Genomic DNA, 19507 nt, shown 5'->3' on the forward strand with positions numbered 1-19507 from the left:
GCGCGGGGCGGGGTGGGGCGGGGTGGGGCGGGCTCACCCGCGGGCGCGCACCGCGTCGGCGGCGTCCGTCACCCGGGTCACGGCGTCGTCCCCGAACAGCGCGCGTCCGGCGGCGATCCGCTCCCGGCGGGCCGGCCCCGGGGCGGTCAGCCTCCGCAGCGCGCCGAGCAGCGCGGCGTCGTCCTCGGCCGTCTCCGACACGCCGAGGGCCGCCATCCGCCGGACGCCGTCCGCGCCGTGGCCCGGTATCGGGCGGTGCCCGACGACGGGCAGCCCGGCGGCGAGCGCCTGGACGGCGGTCTGGCCGGCGGCGTTGTCCACCAGGGCGCGGGCGGCGTGCAGCAGGCCGGGCATGTCCCTCACCCAGCCGAGCGCGACCACGCCCGGGAGGCGGGACAGGGAACGCCGCAGCCGCGCGTTGTTCCCGCACAGCACGACCGGCAGGAAGCCGTGCTCCGCCAGCAGCCGGACGGTGGCGCGCAGGCGGGTGCCTACTCCCCAGGCGCCGGCGGACAGCACGACGGGGGGCCGCCCCGGGCCGTGCCGTTCGAACAGCAGGCGCCACCCGTCCGCTCCGCCCGCCCCGGTGAAGAACTCGGGGGCCACCACCGGGCCGCAGGTCCCGGCGGGCGTGCCGGTGCTCCGCCGTACCTCGCGCGCCGCGTCGTCCGTGAGGCACAGGCAGTGGTCGTTGCCGGGGTGCAGCCACTGCCGGTGGACGGCGAAGTCGATCACCAGGACCACGCTGGGCACGTCCAGCAGCCCGCGGGCCCGCAGATGGCCGGTCAGCTGGGCGCCGAGGTGGAAGACGGGGACCACCACGTCCGCGTCCGCGCGGTCGGCCAGCTCCCGCAGCCGTCTGCCCGCCAGCCGGGCGAGCGGGGCGCCGCTGGGCCGGCGCCCGGGGCCGGGGCGCAGGAACAGGCGGTACAGGGCGGCGTACGCCCACGGGAAGTGGCGCACCGATCCGCGGTAGAAGAGCCGCAGGGCACTGCCCAGGCCGTACGGCAGGAGCGCGAGGACGTCGACGACCAGGGCGTCGCCGCCGCGTTCGCGGGCGCGGCGGGCCAGCTCGGCGGCGACCGTGTCGTGACCGGCGCCCATGCTCGCGCTGACCAGCAGCAGGCGCCGGCCGTCCCCGCCCTCCCCGGCGCTCCTGCCGTCCCCGTCGTCCCCCGGAACGCCCCGGGGCACGGCCTCGCCCCGGCGGGACGGGGGTGAGCTGCGAGGGTGCACGGCGGTTCAGGTAGCCCGACCGGATTATCCCAAACCACCCCACACAAGGGGTTTCGGACCTTTTGTCAGGGATACTCCTTGACCGCCCGTCCGGTCGGACGCCGGAGGCCACGGCCCCCGGAGGGCCGGCCGCTTCCGGGGCGTCCGCCCCGAGCCAAGGTGGTACCCATGGTCGATGCGTTCTCCCGCGCCCGGTCCGCCCCCGGACCGCGGCTCGCCGCCCCCGACGCGGACCGCGCGAAGCCACGGCCGGCCGCCGGCGAGCAGGGCTCCCGGACCCGTACGGCACTCGTGACCGGGGCCTCCTCCGGCATCGGCGCGGCCGTGGCCCGGCGGCTGGCCGGCGAAGGCGACTGGCGGCTGGTGCTGAGCGGACGCGACCCGGCACGGCTGCGCGAGGTGGCGCAGGACGCGTCGGCCACCGCCTTCGCCGCGGACCTCGCCGTGCCCGGCGCCGACCGCCGGCTCGCCGACTTCACGCTGACCACGGCCGGTCCGGTGGACCTGCTGGTGGCCGGTGCCGGGATCGGCTGGGCCGGGGAGTTCCGCACCATGCCCCCGCACGCCATCGACGAGGTCTTCGAGATCGACGTGCTGGCCACGCTGCGGCTGGTGCGGCTGCTGCTGCCGGGCATGGTCGAGGCGGGCTCGGGGCGGGTGGTGCTCGTCGGTTCGCTGGCGGGCTGCGTCGGCGTGCGCGACGAGGCCGTGTACTCCGCGGCCAAGGCCGCGCTCGGCGCCTTCGCGGACGCCCTGCGCTACGAGCTGCGGGGCACGGGCGTCGGCGTGACCCACGTGGTGCCCGGCGTGGTCGACACGCCGTTCTTCGAACGCCGCGGCGCGCCCTACCGCCGGTCCAGGCCCCGGCCGGTGCCGGCGGAGCGCGTCGCCGACGCGGTGTGCGGGGCCGTGGCCCGGGGCCGGGACGAGGTGTACGTACCCGGCTGGCTGCGGTTGCCGTGCCGGGTCCGGGGCGCGGCACCCGGGCTGTACCGGTGGATGGCCGCCCGGTTCGGATGACCGGGAGCACCGTGCGGTGAGTGTCCTCACCGTCGTCCTCGCTCTGCTCGCGGCGCTGTCCAACGCGGCGGCGTCGGTGCTGCAGCGCCGGGCCGCGGCGCAGGACGAGGACCGCGCGGGCGCCGTCCACACGGTGGTGCGCTCGCTGCTGCGGCTGGTGCGGGACCCGTACTGGGTGGGCGGCGCGGCGCTGCTCGCCCTGACGACGGTGCTGCAGGCGGCCGCGCTGGCGGTGGGCAGTCTGGCCGTGGTCCAGCCCCTGATGGCGACCGAACTGCTGTTCACCCTGGTGGTCGGCAGCATGATCTTCCACCGGCGTCCCGATCCGCGCACCTGGCTGGCGTTCGTGGCCCTGGCCGCGGGGCTGGCGCTGTTCCTGGGCGCCGCCTCCCCGGCGGCCGGGCACGACACGGCGACGCCGGGCCGGTGGCACTGGGCGCTGCTGGTGCTGTTCTGCGTGGTGACGGGCTTCGCCCTCGTCGGCCGGGTGGTGCACGGCGCGCCCCGTGCCGCCCTGTTCGGGACGGCGTCCGCGGTGTCGTTCGGCGGTACGGCGGCGCTGCTGAAGGAGGTCACCGGACGGTTCCCGCAGGGGGCGGGCGCGGTGCTGACGCAGTGGCCGCTGTACGCGACGGGAGCCGTCGGCGTGATCAGTTTCCTGCTCCTGCAGAGCGCGCTGCGGGCCGGGACGCTCGCCGCGTCACAGCCGGCGCTGACCCTCGGGGACGCGTTGACCAGCGTGGGCCTCGGCTGGGCCCTGTTCGGCGAGGAGATCGTCCTCGGGGTACGGCTGCTGCCCGAGCTGATCGGCGTGGCGCTGATCGGCCTCGGCAGCGTGGGCCTGGCCCGGGCGCCGTCGGTGCACGGCGCCTGGGACACCGCGACGGCGGCACGCGACGGGCCGGGACGCCGGGGCGGAGCGGACCCCGGACACCCGACGGCGGAGGGCCGGGAGAGCCGGCGGAGCAGAGACTGAACGGATGGCGGAGGCGGAACGGATGACGGAGGCGGAATGGACGAGAAGGCGGCGCGGATGACGTGGCGGGGCGGAACCGGACGGGTGGCGTACGCGGTGCCGCCGGTGGTCACCGTGCCGGCCGCCGCCCTGCCGGTCGTCACCGTGTCGGCCCTCGCCGCGCTGGCCCACATCGGCCCGGCCGCGACCTGGCTGCCGGGGCTGCGCCGGCGCTGGTTCCCCGCCCTGGCCGGTCTGGGCAGCCCCGGCCACGTCGCCCTCACCTTCGACGACGGACCCCACCCGGCGTCCACGCCCCGCTTCCTGGACGCGCTGGAGGAGCTCGGCGTGCGGGCGACGTTCTTCGTCCTCGGCGAGAACGTCGCCCGGCATCCCGCGACCGCCCGTGAGCTGGTGCGGCGGGGTCACGAGGTCGCCGTCCACGGCTGGTCCCACGGCCGTCCCTGGCTGCCGTCGCCGGCGCGGGACGCCCGCGAGCTGGAGCGGGCGGCCGGCACGGTCGGCGACGTCACCGGACGCGCACCGCACTGGTACCGGCCGCCCTACGGCATCCTCACCTCCGGCCGCTGGGCCGCCGCCCGGCGTGCGGGACTGCGCCCGGTCCTGTGGACGGCGTGGGGCAAGGACTGGCGGCACGACGCGACACCCGCCTCCGTACGGGCGGCCGTCACCGCCGGCCTGGGCGGCGGCGGCACGGTCCTGCTGCACGACACCGACCACGCCTCCGCCCCCGGCAGCTGGCGGGCGGCGCTCGGAGCCCTTCCCGGCCTCGTCGCCGACTGTCGCGGAAGGGGCCTGACCGTGGGGCCGCTGGCCGAGCACGGGGTGGCCGGCGGCCCGGTACGGGCAGCGTGGCGTGCCTGACGCGACGCCCGGGTGAGCGGCCGGCGCCGGTACGTCAGGGCCGGGCCGCGGGCGGGTGTGCCGGGCCGGTGACCGCGTCCCGGAAGCGGTAGCGGCGTTCGGGGCGGCCGGCCACGCCGTAGCGCAGGGAGACGTCGGCGCTGCCGACGGTGTGGAAGTACTCCAGGTAGCGGCGGGCGCTGACCCGGGAGACGCCGGTCAGCGCCGCGCACTCGCTGGCGGACAGCGTGCCGTCGGCGTCGCGGAGCGTGCGTGCGACCAGCTCGGCGGTCTCCACGCTCATGCCCTTGGGCAGCCCCGGGTCCGTGACGGCGGGAGCGGCCGCTTTGGCCAGTACCCGGTCGACGTCGGCCTGGCTGCGCACGACGGTGCCGAGCAGCCGGCCCCGCTGGAGGGCGTAGCGCTCCAGCCGTACCCGCAGGTCCTCGAAGTCGAACGGCTTGAGCAGGTAGTCCACGACGCCCTGGCGCGCGGCGCCGCGCACCGTGTCCGCCTCCCGGGCCGCGCTGACGACCATGACGTCGCAGTCGTGCCCGGCGGCGCGCAGCCGGGGGATGAGGTCCAGGCCGAAGAGGTCGGGCAGGTACAGGTCGAGCAGGATCAGGTCGGGACGCAGTTCGCCGGCCGCGGCGAGTGCCTCCTCGCCGGTGCCGGCGACGCCGACGACCCGGAAGGACTCGACGCGTTCGACGAAGGCGCGGTGGACGCGGGCCACCATGAAGTCGTCGTCGACGACGAGGACGCCGATCGCGTCGGCGTCCCGTGCCGCCGCGCAGGAGGTACGGGACGTGGGCGCCGGGGAGGTGCGGGGCACGCCCGGGGCCGCGGAGGCACGGGAGACACCGGCCGTGGCGGAGGTGCGGGACCCGCCCGGCGCCGCGGCGGTACGGGGCACACCGGCCGTCACGGAGGTGCGGGGCCTGCTCGAGGTCATGGGCGGGCGGGACGTGCCCGGTGCCGTGGGCGCGTGACCCCCGCCTCCCCCGCTCGTCGTGCCGGTCGTAGCGGACGCGTCGGTCGTGCCGCCCGTACCCCTCATCGTGCTGCTCCTTCCGCCACCGCGTCGGTGAGGTGGCTGACGGTCGTGCGTGCCGTGGACACGGCCCCGGCGGTGCCGCGCTCGGTGCCCACCCCGGGCGGTACCGGTACCGCCCGGCGGGGCACGGGACCGGGCCGGTGTTCCGGACCGTCATCATGGCGCCCACCTGCGGCGGAGGAAAGGGATGTGCCGGCTTCGCAATGAACCGGAGACACGCGGGCCGCTCCGGCGCGGCGCCCGCCGGGGCTGCGGTGAACGCAAAGACCACAACATCCCTTGGTTCCGCAAGGACGACACGGCAGCGGCGTGCGGGCACCATGTGGCCCACTTCCCCTCCCCCCACGGGACCCTTACCGTTCTCCCCAACCGACAGGTGGTGGCACTCGTGCGCCTGCGCACCCCCCTTGCCCTGCTCGGGGCCGCCGTGCTCGTCCTCGCCGGTCCCCCGCTGCTCTCCACGGGCAGCGAGTCCGACACCGGCACGCAGATCCCCGGCCTGCGCCTCATGGTCCCCAACACCCCCGGCGGCGGCTACGACATCACCGCCCGCACGGCCGCGAAGAACGCCGAGGACGCCGGTCTCACCCACAACATCGAGGTGTTCAACCTGCCCGGCGCGGGCGGCACCGTGGGACTGAGCCGGCTGGTGAGCGAGCACGGCAACGGCAAGCTGGCCATGTCGATGGGCCTCGGTGTCGTGGGCGCCGCCCGTTCCAACCACGCGCCGAAGACCCTCGCCGACACCACGCCGATCGCGCGGCTCACCGAGGAGCAGGACGTCGTCGTGGTCGGCAGGAACTCCCCGTACCGGACGATCGACGAGCTGATCACCGCCTGGAAGAAGGACCCCGGCAAGGTACCCGTCGGCGGCGGCTCGTCCCCGGGCGGGCCCGACCACCTCGCGCCGATGCTGATGGCGCAGGCCGCCGGGATCTCCCCCAGGTCGGTCAACTACATCCCCTTCGACGGGGGCGGCGAGCTGCTCGCCTCGATCCTCGGCAACAAGGTCGGCTTCGGGGTCTCCGGCGTCGGCGAGTACCTGGACCAGATCAGGGCGGGCGAGCTGAGGGTGCTCGCGGTGACGGGCCCCGAGCGCGTGGACGAACTCGCGGACGCCCCGACGCTGAAGGAGTCCGGCTACGACGTGGACTTCACCAACTGGCGCGGCATCGTGGCCCCGCCCGGTCTGACCGACGCGGAGCGCGACAAGCTGATCCGCCTGGTCGAGGAGCTGCACGACTCCCCCGAGTGGAAGGAGTCCCTGGAGAAGAACGGCTGGGACGACGCCTTCCTGTCGGGTGAGGAGTTCGGCGCGTTCCTGGAGGCCCAGGACAAGCGCGTGGTGTCGGTGCTGAAGGAGCTGGGACTGTGACGACACGGACCGGGAACACGGGGTCCGCCGGGACGACAGGGACCGGGACGTCCACCGGGCCGGCCGGCGGGCCGCGCGCGTGGCTGCGCGACCGCTCCGAACTGGGCGTGTGCGTCCTGCTGCTGGCGCTGGGCGCGCTGGTCCTGACCGACGCGCTGACCATGGACGTCGACATCACCCAGCGCGGACCGGTCGGCCCGAGGACCGTGCCGGTCGTGGTCGGCGCCGGCCTGCTGGTGATCGCCGCGCTGCTCGCCGTGGACGTCCTGCGCGGCGGCCGGGGCGAGGCCGAGGGCGGTGAGGACGTCGACCTGTCCGAACCGGCCGACTGGCGCACGGTGCTGCTGCTCGCCGGGATCTTCCTGGGCGCGGCCGTGCTGATCGAGCCGGCCGGTTTCCCCGTCGCGGGCGCGCTGCTGTTCTGGGGTGCCGCCTTCGCCCTGGGCAGCCGGCGCGTCGACCGCGATCCGCTGATCGCCGCGGTGCTGTCCCTGCTCACCTATGTCGTCTTCGACAAGCTTCTCGGGGTGCCGCTGCCCGGCGGTCCGCTGATGGGAGTGCTCTGACATGAACGCCCTCACCTCCCTCATGGACGGTTTCGGCACGGCCCTCACCCCGATCAATCTGCTGTGGGCCGCCCTCGGCGTCCTGCTCGGCACCGCCATCGGCGTCCTGCCCGGCATCGGCCCCGCGATGGCCGTGGCGCTGCTGCTGCCGGTGACGTACGGCCTCGACCCGGTCGCCGCGTTCATCATGTTCGCCGGCATCTACTACGGCGCGATGTTCGGCGGTTCGACGACCTCCATCCTGCTCAACACCCCCGGCGAGAGCGCCGCGGTGGTCGCGGCCATGGAGGGCAACCCCATGGCCAAGGCGGGACGCGGCGCCCAGGCGCTGGCCGCCGCCGCCATCGGCCACTTCGCGGGCGGCATGATCGGCACCGTCCTGCTGGTGGCGCTGGCGCCGGTCGTCGCCGACCTGGCGGTGGACATCGGCGCGCCGGACTACTTCGCCATCATGGTGCTGGCGTTCATCGCGGTGACCTCGGTGCTGGGCTCGTCGCGGATCAGGGGCCTGGCGTCCCTGCTGATCGGCCTGACGATCGGTCTGGTGGGCCTGGACCAGATGACCGGCCAGCAGCGGCTCACCTTCGGTTCGCTGCAACTCGCCGACGGCATCGACGTGGTGATCGTGGCGGTCGGCCTCTTCGCGATCGGCGAGGCGCTGTGGGTGGCGGCGCACCTGCGGCGCGCGGCGGCCGAACCGATCCCGGTGGGACGGCCCTGGCTCGGCCGCGGCGACGTGAGGCGGACCTGGAAGTCGTGGCTGCGTGGCCCGTTCATCGGCTTCCCCTTCGGCGCCATCCCCGCGGGCGGCGCCGAGATCCCCACCTTCCTGTCGTACGTGACGGAGAAGCGGCTGTCCAAGCACAAGGACGAGTGGGGCAAGGGCGCCATCGAGGGCGTGGCCGGCCCCGAGTCGGCGGCGTCGGCCTCGGCGGCGGGCACGCTGGTGTCGATGCTGACCCTGGGGCTGCCGACCACCGCGGTCGCCGCCGTCATGCTGGCCGCCTTCCAGCAGTACGGCATCCAGCCCGGCCCGCTGCTCTTCGAGCGCGAACCCGAGCTGGTGTGGGGCCTGATCGCCTCCCTGTTCGTCGGCATGGTGCTGCTGCTCGCGCTCAACCTGCCGCTGGCGCCGGTGTGGGCCAAGCTGCTGCGCATCCCGCGCCCCTACCTCTACGCGGGCATCATGTTCTTCGCGGCGGTCGGCGCGTACGCCGTCGGCGGCGAGGTCGTCGACCTGGTGATCCTGCTGGTCATCGGCCTGGTCGGCTTCGGCATGCGCCGCTACGGGCTGCCGGTCCTGCCCGCCGTGCTCGGCGTCATCCTCGGCCCCAACGCCGAACAGCAGCTGCGCCGCGCCCTGCAGATCAGCGACGGCAGCGTCACGGGCCTGGTGAACACGCCGTTCGCGGTGACGGTGTACGCGATCGTCGTACTGCTGCTGGCGTGGCCGCTGCTGAGGCGGGCGGTGGTGCGCGGACGCGGCCGGACCGAGGCCTGACCCCGTCCTCCCGGCGCCTCTCGGGAGGGCAACGGGGCCGGTGGCGGTCCGCTGTCAGTGGCGGCTGCCACAATCCACGCATGATCGAGAGTCTCGACTGGCAGTCGTTCCTTCGTCGTTGGCAGGACGAGTGGGTCCCGAGCGAGGACGACATGGAGGACATCGGCGAGGGTGGCGTCACCCTCGCCGATCTCGCGCTCGCCTCGCCGCCCGCGACCGAGGAGGAGATCCTCGCGGCGGAGGAACGCCTGGGCACCCGGCTCCCCCCGTCCTACCGGGGCTTCCTCGGGGCCAGCAACGGCTGGCGGCTCGAATCGTCCGTACACCGGTTGGGCGGGGCGCACGAGATCGGCTGGTTCGGTGACCCGTTCGGCATGACCGAGGCCTACCGGCAGGCGCTGTCCGAGCGTCCGACCGAGCAGGAGGTGCTCCTCGCCGGCATGTGGGAGCGGGCGTTGCAGCTGGAGACCGACTCGGACATGTCGTACGCCCTGCTGGACCCCGGCGACACCGGCGAGGACGGCGAGTGGGCGCTGTACGTGTACAAGGGGTGGAGCGGCGAGTTCCCCGACCGGTACCCGTCGTTCCGCGCCTATATGGAGAAGCAGTACCAGGACTTCCACGCGGGCCGCGCGGGCACTCCCGGCTTCGTGAACGACACCACGCGCGCCCTGGACGCCGATGTCGAGCGGGCGCGGCTGGAGGCGCTGGCCGGACGCTGGGAGAGCGCCCGCGAGCTGCTGGCCGGGGCGCAGCGCTACGGCCGGCCGGCCGCCTGGGGCATGCTGCGGCAGATCGAGACGCTGGCGCACACCGGCGGTGGCCACGGTTTCGGCGAGCTCGTGGCCGACCCGCGGTACACGGACGAGCTGGTGCCGGTCATGGCCGCAGCCCACCTGCGGCAGGACCACCGCGCCGTCCCCCGTGACCGGTTCCCGCTGGGCGCCGAGACCGACGGCACCGTCCAGGCGGCCGCCGACGCGATTTTCGCCCGGGTGCGGGACCGCACCCACCGCTACGCGCCGGACGGTGCTTTCGGCCGGGCGGTGGACCGGGCGCGGGAGTCGGCGCGGTGGGGGGACACGGACGGGGCGTGGCGGGTGATCCGAGCCGCGCTGCCGTCGTGGTCGCCGCCGGGGCCGGATCTGCTGGCGCCGCTGGGACTGCTCGCGGATCCCGTGCTCGGGCCGGTGGTGACACCGGAGCGCGGCCGGGAGCTGCTGGCCACGCCGCGGGCCGGCCTGCCGGGGAACCTCCCGGACCCGGTGCCCGATCTGGACCCGCCGGGCCTGTCATGGCTGGCGGACGAAGCCCGGTGGCACACGCCGTACGACTCCTACCGGTGTCTGTGGGTGGAGGGTGCCGAGCCGGAGGCGCTGCCCGCCCTGGTCGGCGAGGAGGGAGGTGAGGGCCTCGGTCTCCCTCCCTGGCGACGGGACCCCTGGTTCCACCACACGGCCGGGTCCCCTCGGCGCGACGAGCGGGCGCCGTGGGAGGACCGGGCGGTGATGGCGGTGGGCCGGACGGACTCCGGGTGGGCGTTCGGCTTCGACCCGGCGCCACGCACGTCGGCGGCCGGGAGCTTCTTCGTCTCCCCGGCCGCCGCCGCCTCGCGCGACGGCCGGGCCGTGGTGCTGTGGGTGCGCAGGGCCCGGCGCGGCGGCCTGTCGGTGTTCCACCTGTCGGTCGCGCTGCGGGGCGAGGAACAGTACGCGTTCACGCTGCGCGGCACCGACGTCGAACGTTCGGGACCGGTTCCCGGGACGCTCGATCCGGAGCGTCTCCTCGAAGGCGCCGGTGAGGAGGCGCGCGAACGGCGCCTGCTGACCGCCGTGGAGAGCGAGTTCGGGCTCGCCCTCCCCCGCCTCGCCCTGCGCGAGGGCATCCTCCCGGAGCTGACCACCCGCTCCTGGAACCGCGCACCGCGCGAGGGCGAGGCGTACGCGTACGCCACGGTCCACGTCGGACCGCGGACGGGTCCGCGCTCCGCCCGGTGACGCCGGGCCGTCCTCCCCCGCTCCGTCCTAGCCGAGGAACGACAGCCGCACCCGGCGCTCGGGGTTGTCCCTGTTCGTGTCCACCAGGCACACCGACTGCCAGGTGCCGAGCTCCAGGCGGCCGTCGGTCACCGGCAGGGTGGCGTGCGGGGGGACGAGGGCGGGCAGGACGTGGTCGCGGCCGTGGCCGGGGCTGCCGTGGCGGTGCTGCCAGCGGTCGTCGGCCGGGAGCAGGGTGTGCAGGGCGGCCAGCAGGTCGTCGTCGCTGCCCGCGCCGGTCTCGATGATCGCGATGCCGGCGGTGGCGTGCGGGACGAAGACGTTGAGGAGGCCGTCGCGGCCGGCCGCCACCTCGCGGAGGAAGGACTCGCAGTCGCCGGTGATGTCGGCGACGCGCTCCGCGGAGCCGGTGGCGAGGGTGATGACTCGGGTGGTGAAGGCGTCTGACATGCCTCCCATCCTGACGCACACGGCGCGTGACCGGCGGGAGCGCCGGGCTGGACCCGGTCACCGGGAAGACCGGGAGCCGGCACGCCGTTGGTGGAAACGTGAACCACATACGTGAGGTCGAGGCAGTCGTCGTCGGGGCCGGTCAGGCAGGGCTGGCCGGGGCCTACCACCTGCGGCGCTCCGGGTTCGAGCCGGAGCGTGACTTCGTGGTGCTGGACCACGCCCCCGGGCCCGGCGGCGCCTGGCAGTTCCGCTGGCCGTCGCTGACGTACGGCAGGGTGCACGGGATGCACTCCCTGCCGGGCATGGAGCTGACCGGCGCCGATCCGGCGCGGCCGTCCGCCGCGGTCGTCTCCGAGTACTTCGCGGCGTACGAGGACGCCTTCGGCCTGCGGGTGAGGCGCCCCGTCGACGTGCGCGCGGTGCGCGAGGGGGACGGCGGGCGGCTGCTCGTGGAGACCTCGGACGGCACCTGGTCTACGCGGGCGCTGATCAACGCGACCGGCACCTGGGACCGGCCCTTCTGGCCGCGCTACCCGGGCCAGGAGACCTTCCGGGGACGCCAGCTGCACACCGCGCAGTACGCCGGGCCCGAGGAGTTCGCCGGGCAGCGGGTGGTCGTGGTGGGCGGCGGGGCCTCGGGCACGCAGCATCTGCTGGAGCTCGCGCCGTACGCCGCGGCCACCACGTGGGTGACCAGGCGGCCCCCCGTGTTCCGCGAGGGGCCGTTCGACGAGAACGCGGGCCGGGCTGCGGTGGCGCTCGTGGAGGAGCGGGTCCGGCGGGGACTGCCGCCGGAGAGTGTCGTCTCGGTCACCGGTCTGCCGCTGAACGACGCGGTCCGGGCGGGGCTGGAGTCCGGGGTGCTGGACCGGCGTCCCATGTTCGACCGGATCACTCCCGACGGGGTCGAGTGGGACGACGGCCGGCGCGTGAGCGCCGACGTCGTCCTGTGGGCGACCGGTTTCCGGGCCGCCGTCGGCCATCTGAGGCCGCTGCGGCTGCGCGAGCCGGGCGGCGGCATCCGGGTCGAGGGCACCCGCGCGGTCGCCGACCCGCGGATCCACCTCGTGGGCTACGGCCCTTCGGCCAGCACCGTCGGCGCGGGCCGGGCCGGGCGCGCGGCCGTGCGGGACATCAGGCGGCTGCTGGCCGAAGAGGAACCGGTCGCCGCGTGACGCCCCGCCGGGTCACCCGGCCTCGGCCCTCGCCGTGGCTTTCGCGGCGGCCGACGCGCTCTGCCGGGTGCGGTTGAACTCGGCGACGTTGCGCTGGTGCTCGGCGTAGTCGGCGGTGAAGCGGGTGTCGCCCGGCTTGACCGTGACGAAGTACAGCCAGTCGCCCGGCGTCGGGTCGGTCGCCGCGCGCATCGCCTCGTCGCCCGGGTTGCCGATGGGTGTGGGCGGCAGGCCCATCCGCCGGTAAGAGTTGTAGGGGCTGTCGATCCGGGTGTCCTTCGTGGACGTCGCGAGCGTGGAGCGCTTCAGTGCGTAGTTGATGGTGGAGTCCATCTGCAGCGGCATGCCCCGTTCCAGGCGGTTGAAGATCACGCGGGCCACCTTGCCCATGTCGTCCTTGGCCGAGGCCTCGGCCTGGACGATGCTCGCGATGGTGACCGCCTGGTAGACGTTGAGCGCGTTGCGCTGGGCGCCCGCGGCGACCGGGGCCGCGTGGAACTTCCGGTTGGCCGTGTCGACCATGGCCGCCAGCAGCTTCCCCGGGGACGGCTGCTCGCCGAGCGGGTAGGTCGCCGGGAACAGGTAGCCCTCGGGGTTCCCCTCGGCGTCGTTCGGCAGCGCGAGGCCGGCGCCGGCCACGGACTTCTCGGTGGTGCCGGCGGGCAGGGCGAGGACCTTGTCGACGGCCTCGTACACCTGTGACGCCCGCCAGCCCTCCGGGATCACCAGGGAGGTGGGCCGGGACTCGCCCTCCTCGTCCGCCGTCAGCAGCGGCACCGCCACGGCGGTCCCGGCCACGAGGGCACCGGCGGCGATCAGGGCGACGCGTCCCCGGCGCGTCAGGCGGACCGTGCCCCGCGGAGGTCTGCGTCTCCCCTGGTTCCCCGGGCTTCCCGGACTCCTCAGGTTCCCCGGGCTTCTCAGGCTTCTCAGGCTCCTCGCGCTCCGTGACGGAGTGTTCTTGTGCATGCGGGCACGGTAACCCTCATATCATTCCAAACCTGGCATATCTTCATCTCGTCGGCTCCAGTCGGGCGTCCTTCCGCACCAGGGCCGCGTAGCGTCCGTTCCGCTCCAGCAGCTCCTCGTGCGTGCCCTGTTCGGCCAGGCGCCCCGAGTCGAGGACGACGATCCGGTCGGCGGTGCGGACGGTGGACAGCCGGTGGGCGATGGTGAGGGTGGTGCGGTCGGCGGACAGCGCGTCGATGGCCTCCTGCACGGCGGCCTCGGTGCGGGTGTCCAGGGCGCTCGTCGCCTCGTCCAGGACCAGGACGGGCGGGTCGCGCAGGATGGTGCGGGCGATGGCCAGGCGCTGCTTCTCGCCCCCGGAGAAACGGTGGCCGCGCTCGCCGACGACCGTGTCGTAGCCGTCGGGCAGGGCGGCGATGCGGTCGTGGATCTGGGCCGCCCGTGCCGCCGCCTCCAGCTCCGCGTCGGTGGCGTCCGGCTTGGCGAAGCGCAGGTTCTCGGCGACCGAGGCGTGGAAGAGGTACGTCTCCTGCGAGACGACGCCGACCGCCCGGGCGAGGGTGTCGAAGTCGAGGTCGCGCACGTCGACCCCGTCGATGGTGACCCGGCCGCCGGTCACGTCGTACAGCCGCGGGACCAGGTGGCCGAGCGTGGACTTGCCGGCGCCGGTCGGGCCGACGACGGCGAGGCTGCTGCCCGCGGGAACGGTGATGTCGATGCCGTCGAGGACCGGGCCGCTCCTGTCGTCGTAGCGGAACTCGACGTTCTCGAAGCGGACCTCGCCCTTGATCCTGTCGAGGCGGACGGGCTCGTCGCGTTCGGTGATGTCGACCGGCAGGTCGAGGTACTCGAAGATGCGCTGGAAGAGGGCGAGCGAGGTCTGGATCTGCACGCCCGTCGACAGCAGGCTCACGGCGGGGCGGAACAGGCCCTGCTGGAGCGAGACGAAGGCGACGACGGTGCCGAGGGAGACGTCCGGCCCGTCGAGCCGGAGGGCGATGCCGGCGGTCCAGTAGATGACGGCCGGCATGGCGGCCATGACGATCGTGATGACCGCCATCCGCCAGCGGCCCGCCATGTTCGACCTGACCTCCAGGTCGACCAGCCGCTCCGACTCCTCGGAGAAGGCGCGGGTGAGCGAGTCGGAGCGGCCCATGGTCCGGCCGAGCAGGATGCCGCTGACGGACAGCGACTCGGTCACCGTCGCGGCCATCACCGCCATCTGCTTCTGCCGCCGGGTGGTGATCCTCCTGCGCTCCCGGCCGACCCGGCGGCTGATCCACACGAACACCGGCAGGAGGAGGAGCGAGACGACGGTCAGACGCCAGTCGAGGACGATCATCGCCACGATCGTGGCGACCACGCTGGTCAGGTTGGAGACCAGGGAGGTCGCGGTGGAGGTGACGGTGGCCTGCATGCCGCCGATGTCGTTGGCGATGCGGGACTGGACCTCGCCGGTGCGGGTGCGGGTGAAGAAGGCGAGGGACATGCGCTGCAGCCGGCCGTAGACGGCGGTGCGCAGGTCGTGCATGACGCGCTGGCCGACCGTCGTGGAGATCAGCGTCTGCAGCACGCCGAAGACGCTGGTGAGGACGGCGCCGAGGATCATGCCGAGGGCGAGCAGGCTCAGCAGGCCGGTGCGCCCCTCGGGGATCGCGACGTCCAGGATCTCCCTGAGCAGGAAGGGCGTGGCGACCGAGACCAGCGACGCGGCGCCGACGAGCAGTCCGACGATCGCGAGGCGGCCCCGGTAGGGGCGGAAGAGCTTCAGGATGCGGCGCACCTGCCGGGGCTGCTCCCCGGCGTCGGCGGGCGGCGTCCAGCTGGTTTCACGGTCGGGGTGCATGGGCTCCTACGGGACGGGGAAGGGGCGGCGGGGCTTCGCGGACCGCCGGCCCGGCGGACGACGGACCACAGCCCATTGTTACCTGTACTCACAATGAACGTCGTCCTGTTATTGTTCCCGCATGACCGCCCCCGCCCCTGCCCCCGACCCCGACGGCCCGCTCGCCGAGCAGCTGCTGCGTCTGACGCGCAGGGTGCACCGCATCCAGAAGCGCCATCTCGAGGAGCGCGGCCTCGGCATCACACCGGCCCAGTCCCGGCTGCTGCGCACCCTGGCGCACTACGACTCGCCGCCGCGGATGGCCGACCTGGCCGAACGGCTGGAGGTCGTGCCGCGGGCGGTGACGACACTGGTCGACGGGCTGGAGGCGGCCGGGAAGGTGCGCCGTGCGCCCGATCCGGCCAATCGCCGGGTGATCCGCATCGAGCTCACGGACGACGGGCTCGCGGCCCTGCGGGAGGTGCGCGGCGCGCGCCGCCTGGCGGCGGAGGAGATCCTCGCCCCGCTCACGGACGAGCAGCGCGCCGTGCTCGGCGGCCTCCTGGACGCGCTGGTCGACGGCCCCGGAGCGGAACACGGGCACGGACGCGGACACAGGCGCGAGCACGGCCACGGGCGCGGACAGGGATAAGGCGAGAGGCAGGAACAGAGCGAGGGCGGGGCGGGAACGAGAGGACGCCGCACGCGCCGTCCGGGCACGGCCGGGCACGGCACCGCCGCCCGGGTCCCGCGCGGCAGCCGGATCCTTCTCCTCCCGGGGAAAACCGCTTGCTTTCGCGCGTCCGGCGAAGCGAACCTTGCACGGTTTGCAGTCTCTTCGTGCCGCACCGTGCGGCACCCCTGACACGAGCCACTGGGACGCCATGCAGATCCAAGACCTTCCGTACCCCGACCCGGGCGTGCCGGACGCACGCTCGGGCCCCCGATTCCTGTGGTGGCTGTTCCGCAATCAGCTGGGTGGCCAACTCAAGTCCCTGGCCTGGGGCCTGCTTCACTTCGTCTCCGTCTCGTCCCTGCCCTTCTGCGTCGGCTTCGCCGTCCAGGCCGTCGTCGACCGGTCCGGCTCGCGCCTCGCCCTGGCCGGCGGCCTGATGGCGCTGTGCTGCGCGGGCAACGCCCTCGGCGACACCTTCCTGCACCGCTCGGCGGTCACCAACTGGATCACCGCCGCGGCCCGCGTCCAGCAACTGCTGGCCCGCAAGACCGCGATGCTCGGCTCGGCGCTGACCCGTCGCGTCGCGGCCGGCGAGGTGGTGGCCGTGTCCACCGGCGACGTCGAGAAGATCGGATGGTTCGTCGAGGCCCTGTCCCGTTTCACCGCGGCCGCGGTGACCATCGTGCTGGTCTGCGTCGGCCTGGTCGTCTACGAGCCGTCGCTCGGCGCCGTCGTCGCGCTGGGACTGCCGGTCCTGGCCCTCGCGGTGCTGCCCCTGCTCCCCCGTGCCACCCGGCGGGCCGACGTCCAGCGCGAGAAGGCGGGACGGGCGACCGAGCTGGCCTCGGACACCGTCGCGGGACTGCGGGTGCTGCGCGGGATCGGCGGCGAGGAGCTCTTCCTCGACCGCTACCGCGGCGCCTCGCAGGAGGTGCGCCACGCGGCCGTCCGCAGCGCCCGCATGTGGTCCCTGATCTCCGCGATCCAGGTGCTGATGCCGGGACTGCTGCTGATCGCGGTCGTCTGGCACGGCATACACCTGGCCCGCGAGGGCCGCATCGGCGTCGGTGAACTCGTCGCCGTCTACAGCTCCGTCATGATCCTCACCTACCCGCTGCGGCACTTCGAGGAGATCGCCATGGCGTACTCCTTCTCCCGGCCCTCGGCCAGGCGGGCCGCGCGGGTGCTGTCCCTGGAGCGGGCCACGGACACCGCGGGTTCCCGTGCCGCCGAGGCGCCGTCCGGGGACCTGTACGACCCGGCCACCGGGCTGCTCGCGCCGAAGGGGCTGCTCACCGCCGTGGTGTGCGGCGACCCCGACGCGGCGGGCCGCCTCGCGGAACGCCTGGGCGGGCACCCCTCCGACCAGGGTACGTCCGCCCTGCTGGGCGGGGTGCCGCTCGACGAGCTCCCGCTGGAATCCGCACGCACCTGCGTCCTGGTCCAGGACAAGGACCCGGTGCTGCTCTCCGGGACGCTGCGCGAACTGCTCGACGTGCCCGCGTCCGGCGCCGTCGCCGCCCGGGACGCGCTGGAGGCGGCCCAGTGCGGGGACGTGCTGGCGGCGCTGGCACAGGGGTCGCTCGGCGACGGCGATCCGATGGACGCCCGCATCACGGAACGGGGCCGCTCCCTGTCCGGCGGCCAGCGCCAGCGGCTCGCCCTGGCCCGGTCCCTGATCACCGACCCGGAGGCGCTCGTCCTGGACGAGCCGACCTCCGCCGTGGACTCCCACACCGAGGCCCGGATCGCCGAGGGCCTGCGGAGCCTGCGCGCGGAACGCACGACGGTGGTCCTCACCTCGTCGCCGCTGCTGCTGGACCGCGCGGACCACGTGGTGTTCCTGCACGAGGACAAGGTGGCGGCCGCGGGCGCCCACCGGGACCTGCTGCGCTCGGAGCCCCGTTACCGGGCCGTCGTCACCCGGGAGACCGACGAGGAGACCGCGGCGCGGCACACCGGGGACGACGTCCTGGACCGGCTGGAAGAGGAACGGCTGGCAGAGGAACGGCTGACAAAGGGCCGGCTGGAAGAGATCGAGGAGACGGCATGATCGGCGTGGCACCACCGTCGTACGACCCGGCGGCCCCCACGACGGCGCACACCCTGCCCGTGGGAGCCCCCGCGACGGTACGCGCGTACGTGGGCGAGCTGCTGCGCCGGCACCGCCGCGCGTTCCTCCTGCTCGTCACCGTCAACACCGTCGCCGTGATCGCCTCCATGGCCGGCCCCTACCTGCTGGGCGGGCTCGTGGAACGCGTCTCGGACGACACCCGCGAGCTGCGACTGGGCCTGACCGCCACGCTGTTCGTGCTGGCGCTCGTCGTCCAGGCCGTGTTCGTGCGGGAGGTGCGGCTGCGCGGCGCCGTGCTCGGGGAACGGATGCTGGCCGATCTGCGCGAGGACTTCCTCGTGCGCTCGGTCGGGCTGCCGCCGGGCGTGCTGGAGCGGGCCGGCACCGGCGACCTGCTGTCCCGGATCACGACGGACGTCGACCGGCTCGCCAACGCCATGCGCGAGGCCGTGCCCCAGCTCGCGATCGGCGTGGTGTGGGTGGTGCTGCTGCTCGGCGGGCTCGTGGTCACCGCGCCGCCGCTCGCGCCGGCCGTGCTGCTCGCCGTGCCGCTGCTGGTGATCGGCTGCCGCTGGTACTTCCGCCGGGCACCCGCCGCCTACCGTTCGGAGGCCGCCGGGTACGCCGCCGTGGCCGCGGCGCTCGCGGAGACCGTGGACGCCGGGCGCACCGTGGAGGCCCACCGTCTCGGCGCCCGCCGCATCGAGCTGTCGGAGCGCCGGATCAAGGAGTGGACCGCCTGGGAGCGCTACACGCTCTGGCTGCGGTCGGTGCTCTTCCCGGTCGTCAACATCACCCATGTGACCGTGCTCGCCTCCGTCCTGATGATCGGCGGCGTGTTCGTGCTGCAGGGCTGGATCGGGGTCGGCCAGCTGACCACGGCCGCGCTGATCTCGCAGATGCTCGTCGACCCGGTCGGCCTGATCCTGCGCTGGTACGACGAGCTGCAGGTGGCCCAGGTGTCGCTGGCCCGGCTGGTGGGCGTGCGGGACATCGAGCCGGACACCGGTGACGCCTCGCTCGCGCCCCAGGGACGGCACGTGCACGCGGACCGGGTGCACTTCGGCTACCTGGAGGGCGTGGACGTCCTGCGCAAGGTGTCGCTCGAGGTCGCCCCCGGCACGCGGCTGGCCCTGGTGGGGCCCTCGGGCGCGGGCAAGTCGACGCTGGGCAGGCTGCTGGCCGGCATCTACGGGCCCCGCGAGGGCAGCATCACCCTGGGCGGCGCGGAGCTGTCCCGGATGCCCGCCGAGCGGGTCCGTTCGCACGTCGCCCTGGTCAACCAGGAGCACCACGTCTTCGTGGGCTCCCTGCGCGACAACCTGCGTCTCGCCCGCACCGGCGCGAGCGACGCCGAGCTGTGGGCGGCGCTGGGCGCGGTCGACGCGGACGACTGGGCCCGTGCCCTCGACGAGGGTCTGGACACGGAGGTCGGCTCCGGCGCGGTCGCGCTCACCCCGGCGCAGGCCCAGCAGATCGCGCTGGCCCGGCTGGTGCTGGCCGACCCGCACACGCTGGTGCTGGACGAGGCGACGTCCCTGCTCGACCCGCGGGCCGCGCGCCGGCTCGAGCGGTCCCTGGCCCGTGTCCTGGACGGCCGCACGGTGATCGCGATCGCGCATCGCCTGCACACCGCCCACGACGCGGACGTCATCGCCGTGGTCGAGAACGGCCGGATCAGCGAGCTGGGCAGCCACGACGAGCTGGTCGCGGCGGACGGCGCGTACGCGGCGCTCTGGCGGTCCTGGCACGGCTGACGCACGG

General features: G+C 74.5%; 16 protein-coding genes. 11 read left to right on the forward strand and 5 right to left on the reverse strand.

Going from position 1 to position 19507, the window contains the following annotated elements:
* Nucleotides 1-33: 33 nt before the first annotated feature.
* Entirely contained in the window at nucleotides 34-1104 is a 1071-nt protein-coding gene (locus ACFYOJ_RS14270; RefSeq protein WP_356551217.1) for a galactosyldiacylglycerol synthase, read from the reverse strand.
* Nucleotides 1105-1404: 300 nt separating this feature from the next.
* Between ACFYOJ_RS14270 and ACFYOJ_RS14275 the strand changes: the two genes are divergently transcribed.
* From ACFYOJ_RS14275 to ACFYOJ_RS14285, 3 genes are read left to right on the forward strand one after another with little or no spacing between them, the layout of a single operon-like run.
* Complete coding sequence (locus tag ACFYOJ_RS14275) at nucleotides 1405-2256, forward strand: SDR family NAD(P)-dependent oxidoreductase (protein ID WP_356551144.1); 852 nt, start codon at nucleotides 1405-1407, stop codon at nucleotides 2254-2256.
* A 16-nt stretch (nucleotides 2257-2272) separates the two neighbouring features.
* Nucleotides 2273-3232 carry a DMT family transporter gene (locus ACFYOJ_RS14280; RefSeq protein WP_356551143.1) on the forward strand — a complete coding sequence of 320 codons (960 nt, stop codon included), beginning with the start codon at nucleotides 2273-2275 and terminating at the stop codon, nucleotides 3230-3232.
* Nucleotides 3233-3289: 57 nt separating this feature from the next.
* Complete coding sequence (locus ACFYOJ_RS14285; protein WP_388596998.1) at nucleotides 3290-4096, forward strand: polysaccharide deacetylase family protein; 807 nt, start codon at nucleotides 3290-3292, stop codon at nucleotides 4094-4096.
* Between the two features lie 34 nt (nucleotides 4097-4130).
* Here the strand turns inward: ACFYOJ_RS14285 and ACFYOJ_RS14290 are convergent, their stop codons facing one another.
* Nucleotides 4131-5030, reverse strand: a complete 900-nt coding sequence (locus ACFYOJ_RS14290; RefSeq protein WP_356551140.1) for a response regulator — start codon at nucleotides 5028-5030, stop codon at nucleotides 4131-4133.
* A gap of 490 nt (nucleotides 5031-5520) precedes the next feature.
* Between ACFYOJ_RS14290 and ACFYOJ_RS14295 the strand changes: the two genes are divergently transcribed.
* The 4 genes from ACFYOJ_RS14295 (at nucleotide 5521) to ACFYOJ_RS14310 (ending at nucleotide 10571) form a co-directional block, all read left to right on the forward strand.
* Entirely contained in the window at nucleotides 5521-6507 is a 987-nt protein-coding gene (locus ACFYOJ_RS14295; RefSeq protein ID WP_356551215.1) for a tripartite tricarboxylate transporter substrate binding protein, read from the forward strand.
* Complete coding sequence (locus tag ACFYOJ_RS14300; protein ID WP_388596902.1) at nucleotides 6504-7073, forward strand: tripartite tricarboxylate transporter TctB family protein; 570 nt, start codon at nucleotides 6504-6506, stop codon at nucleotides 7071-7073. The genes ACFYOJ_RS14295 and ACFYOJ_RS14300 overlap by 4 nt, the downstream gene beginning before the upstream one ends.
* Before the next feature lies 1 nt (nucleotide 7074).
* A complete protein-coding gene (locus ACFYOJ_RS14305) occupies nucleotides 7075-8574 on the forward strand; it encodes a tripartite tricarboxylate transporter permease (RefSeq protein ID WP_356551138.1) in 1500 nt (499 codons plus the stop codon).
* Nucleotides 8575-8654: 80 nt separating this feature from the next.
* Nucleotides 8655-10571: an SMI1/KNR4 family protein gene (locus ACFYOJ_RS14310; protein WP_356551136.1), complete on the forward strand. Its 1917-nt coding sequence runs from the start codon at nucleotides 8655-8657 to the stop codon at nucleotides 10569-10571.
* 27 nt (nucleotides 10572-10598) lie between these two features.
* Here the strand turns inward: ACFYOJ_RS14310 and ACFYOJ_RS14315 are convergent, their stop codons facing one another.
* On the reverse strand, nucleotides 10599-11021 hold the full coding sequence (locus tag ACFYOJ_RS14315) for a secondary thiamine-phosphate synthase enzyme YjbQ (RefSeq protein ID WP_356551134.1): 423 nt from the start codon (nucleotides 11019-11021) through the stop codon (nucleotides 10599-10601).
* 98 nt (nucleotides 11022-11119) lie between these two features.
* On the opposite strand from ACFYOJ_RS14315, the gene ACFYOJ_RS14320 reads away from it, so the two are divergent.
* Nucleotides 11120-12199: an NAD(P)-binding domain-containing protein gene (locus tag ACFYOJ_RS14320; RefSeq protein ID WP_356551132.1), complete on the forward strand. Its 1080-nt coding sequence runs from the start codon at nucleotides 11120-11122 to the stop codon at nucleotides 12197-12199.
* 12 nt (nucleotides 12200-12211) lie between these two features.
* Here the strand turns inward: ACFYOJ_RS14320 and mltG are convergent, their stop codons facing one another.
* Nucleotides 12212-12982, reverse strand: a complete 771-nt coding sequence (gene mltG, locus ACFYOJ_RS14325; protein WP_356551213.1) for an endolytic transglycosylase MltG — start codon at nucleotides 12980-12982, stop codon at nucleotides 12212-12214.
* A gap of 229 nt (nucleotides 12983-13211) precedes the next feature.
* Nucleotides 13212-15014, reverse strand: a complete 1803-nt coding sequence (locus tag ACFYOJ_RS14330; RefSeq protein ID WP_356551130.1) for an ABC transporter ATP-binding protein — start codon at nucleotides 15012-15014, stop codon at nucleotides 13212-13214.
* A 121-nt stretch (nucleotides 15015-15135) separates the two neighbouring features.
* On the opposite strand from ACFYOJ_RS14330, the gene ACFYOJ_RS14335 reads away from it, so the two are divergent.
* The 3 genes from ACFYOJ_RS14335 to ACFYOJ_RS14345 all read left to right on the forward strand — a co-directional run bounded on the left by ACFYOJ_RS14335 (nucleotide 15136) and on the right by ACFYOJ_RS14345 (nucleotide 19500).
* A complete protein-coding gene (locus ACFYOJ_RS14335; protein ID WP_356551129.1) occupies nucleotides 15136-15645 on the forward strand; it encodes a MarR family transcriptional regulator in 510 nt (169 codons plus the stop codon).
* Nucleotides 15646-15877: 232 nt separating this feature from the next.
* On the forward strand, nucleotides 15878-17722 hold the full coding sequence (locus ACFYOJ_RS14340) for an ABC transporter ATP-binding protein (RefSeq protein ID WP_356551127.1): 1845 nt from the start codon (nucleotides 15878-15880) through the stop codon (nucleotides 17720-17722).
* The gene (locus ACFYOJ_RS14345; protein WP_356551125.1) at nucleotides 17719-19500 is read left to right on the forward strand and encodes an ABC transporter ATP-binding protein; all 1782 of its coding nucleotides are present in this window, start codon (nucleotides 17719-17721) and stop codon (nucleotides 19498-19500) included. The genes ACFYOJ_RS14340 and ACFYOJ_RS14345 overlap by 4 nt, the downstream gene beginning before the upstream one ends.
* The last annotated feature ends 7 nt before the right edge of the window (nucleotides 19501-19507 follow it).

Origin of the sequence: Streptomyces sp. NPDC006384 (assembly GCF_042870695.1) — a bacterium.
Lineage (GTDB): Bacteria > Actinomycetota > Actinomycetes > Streptomycetales > Streptomycetaceae > Streptomyces.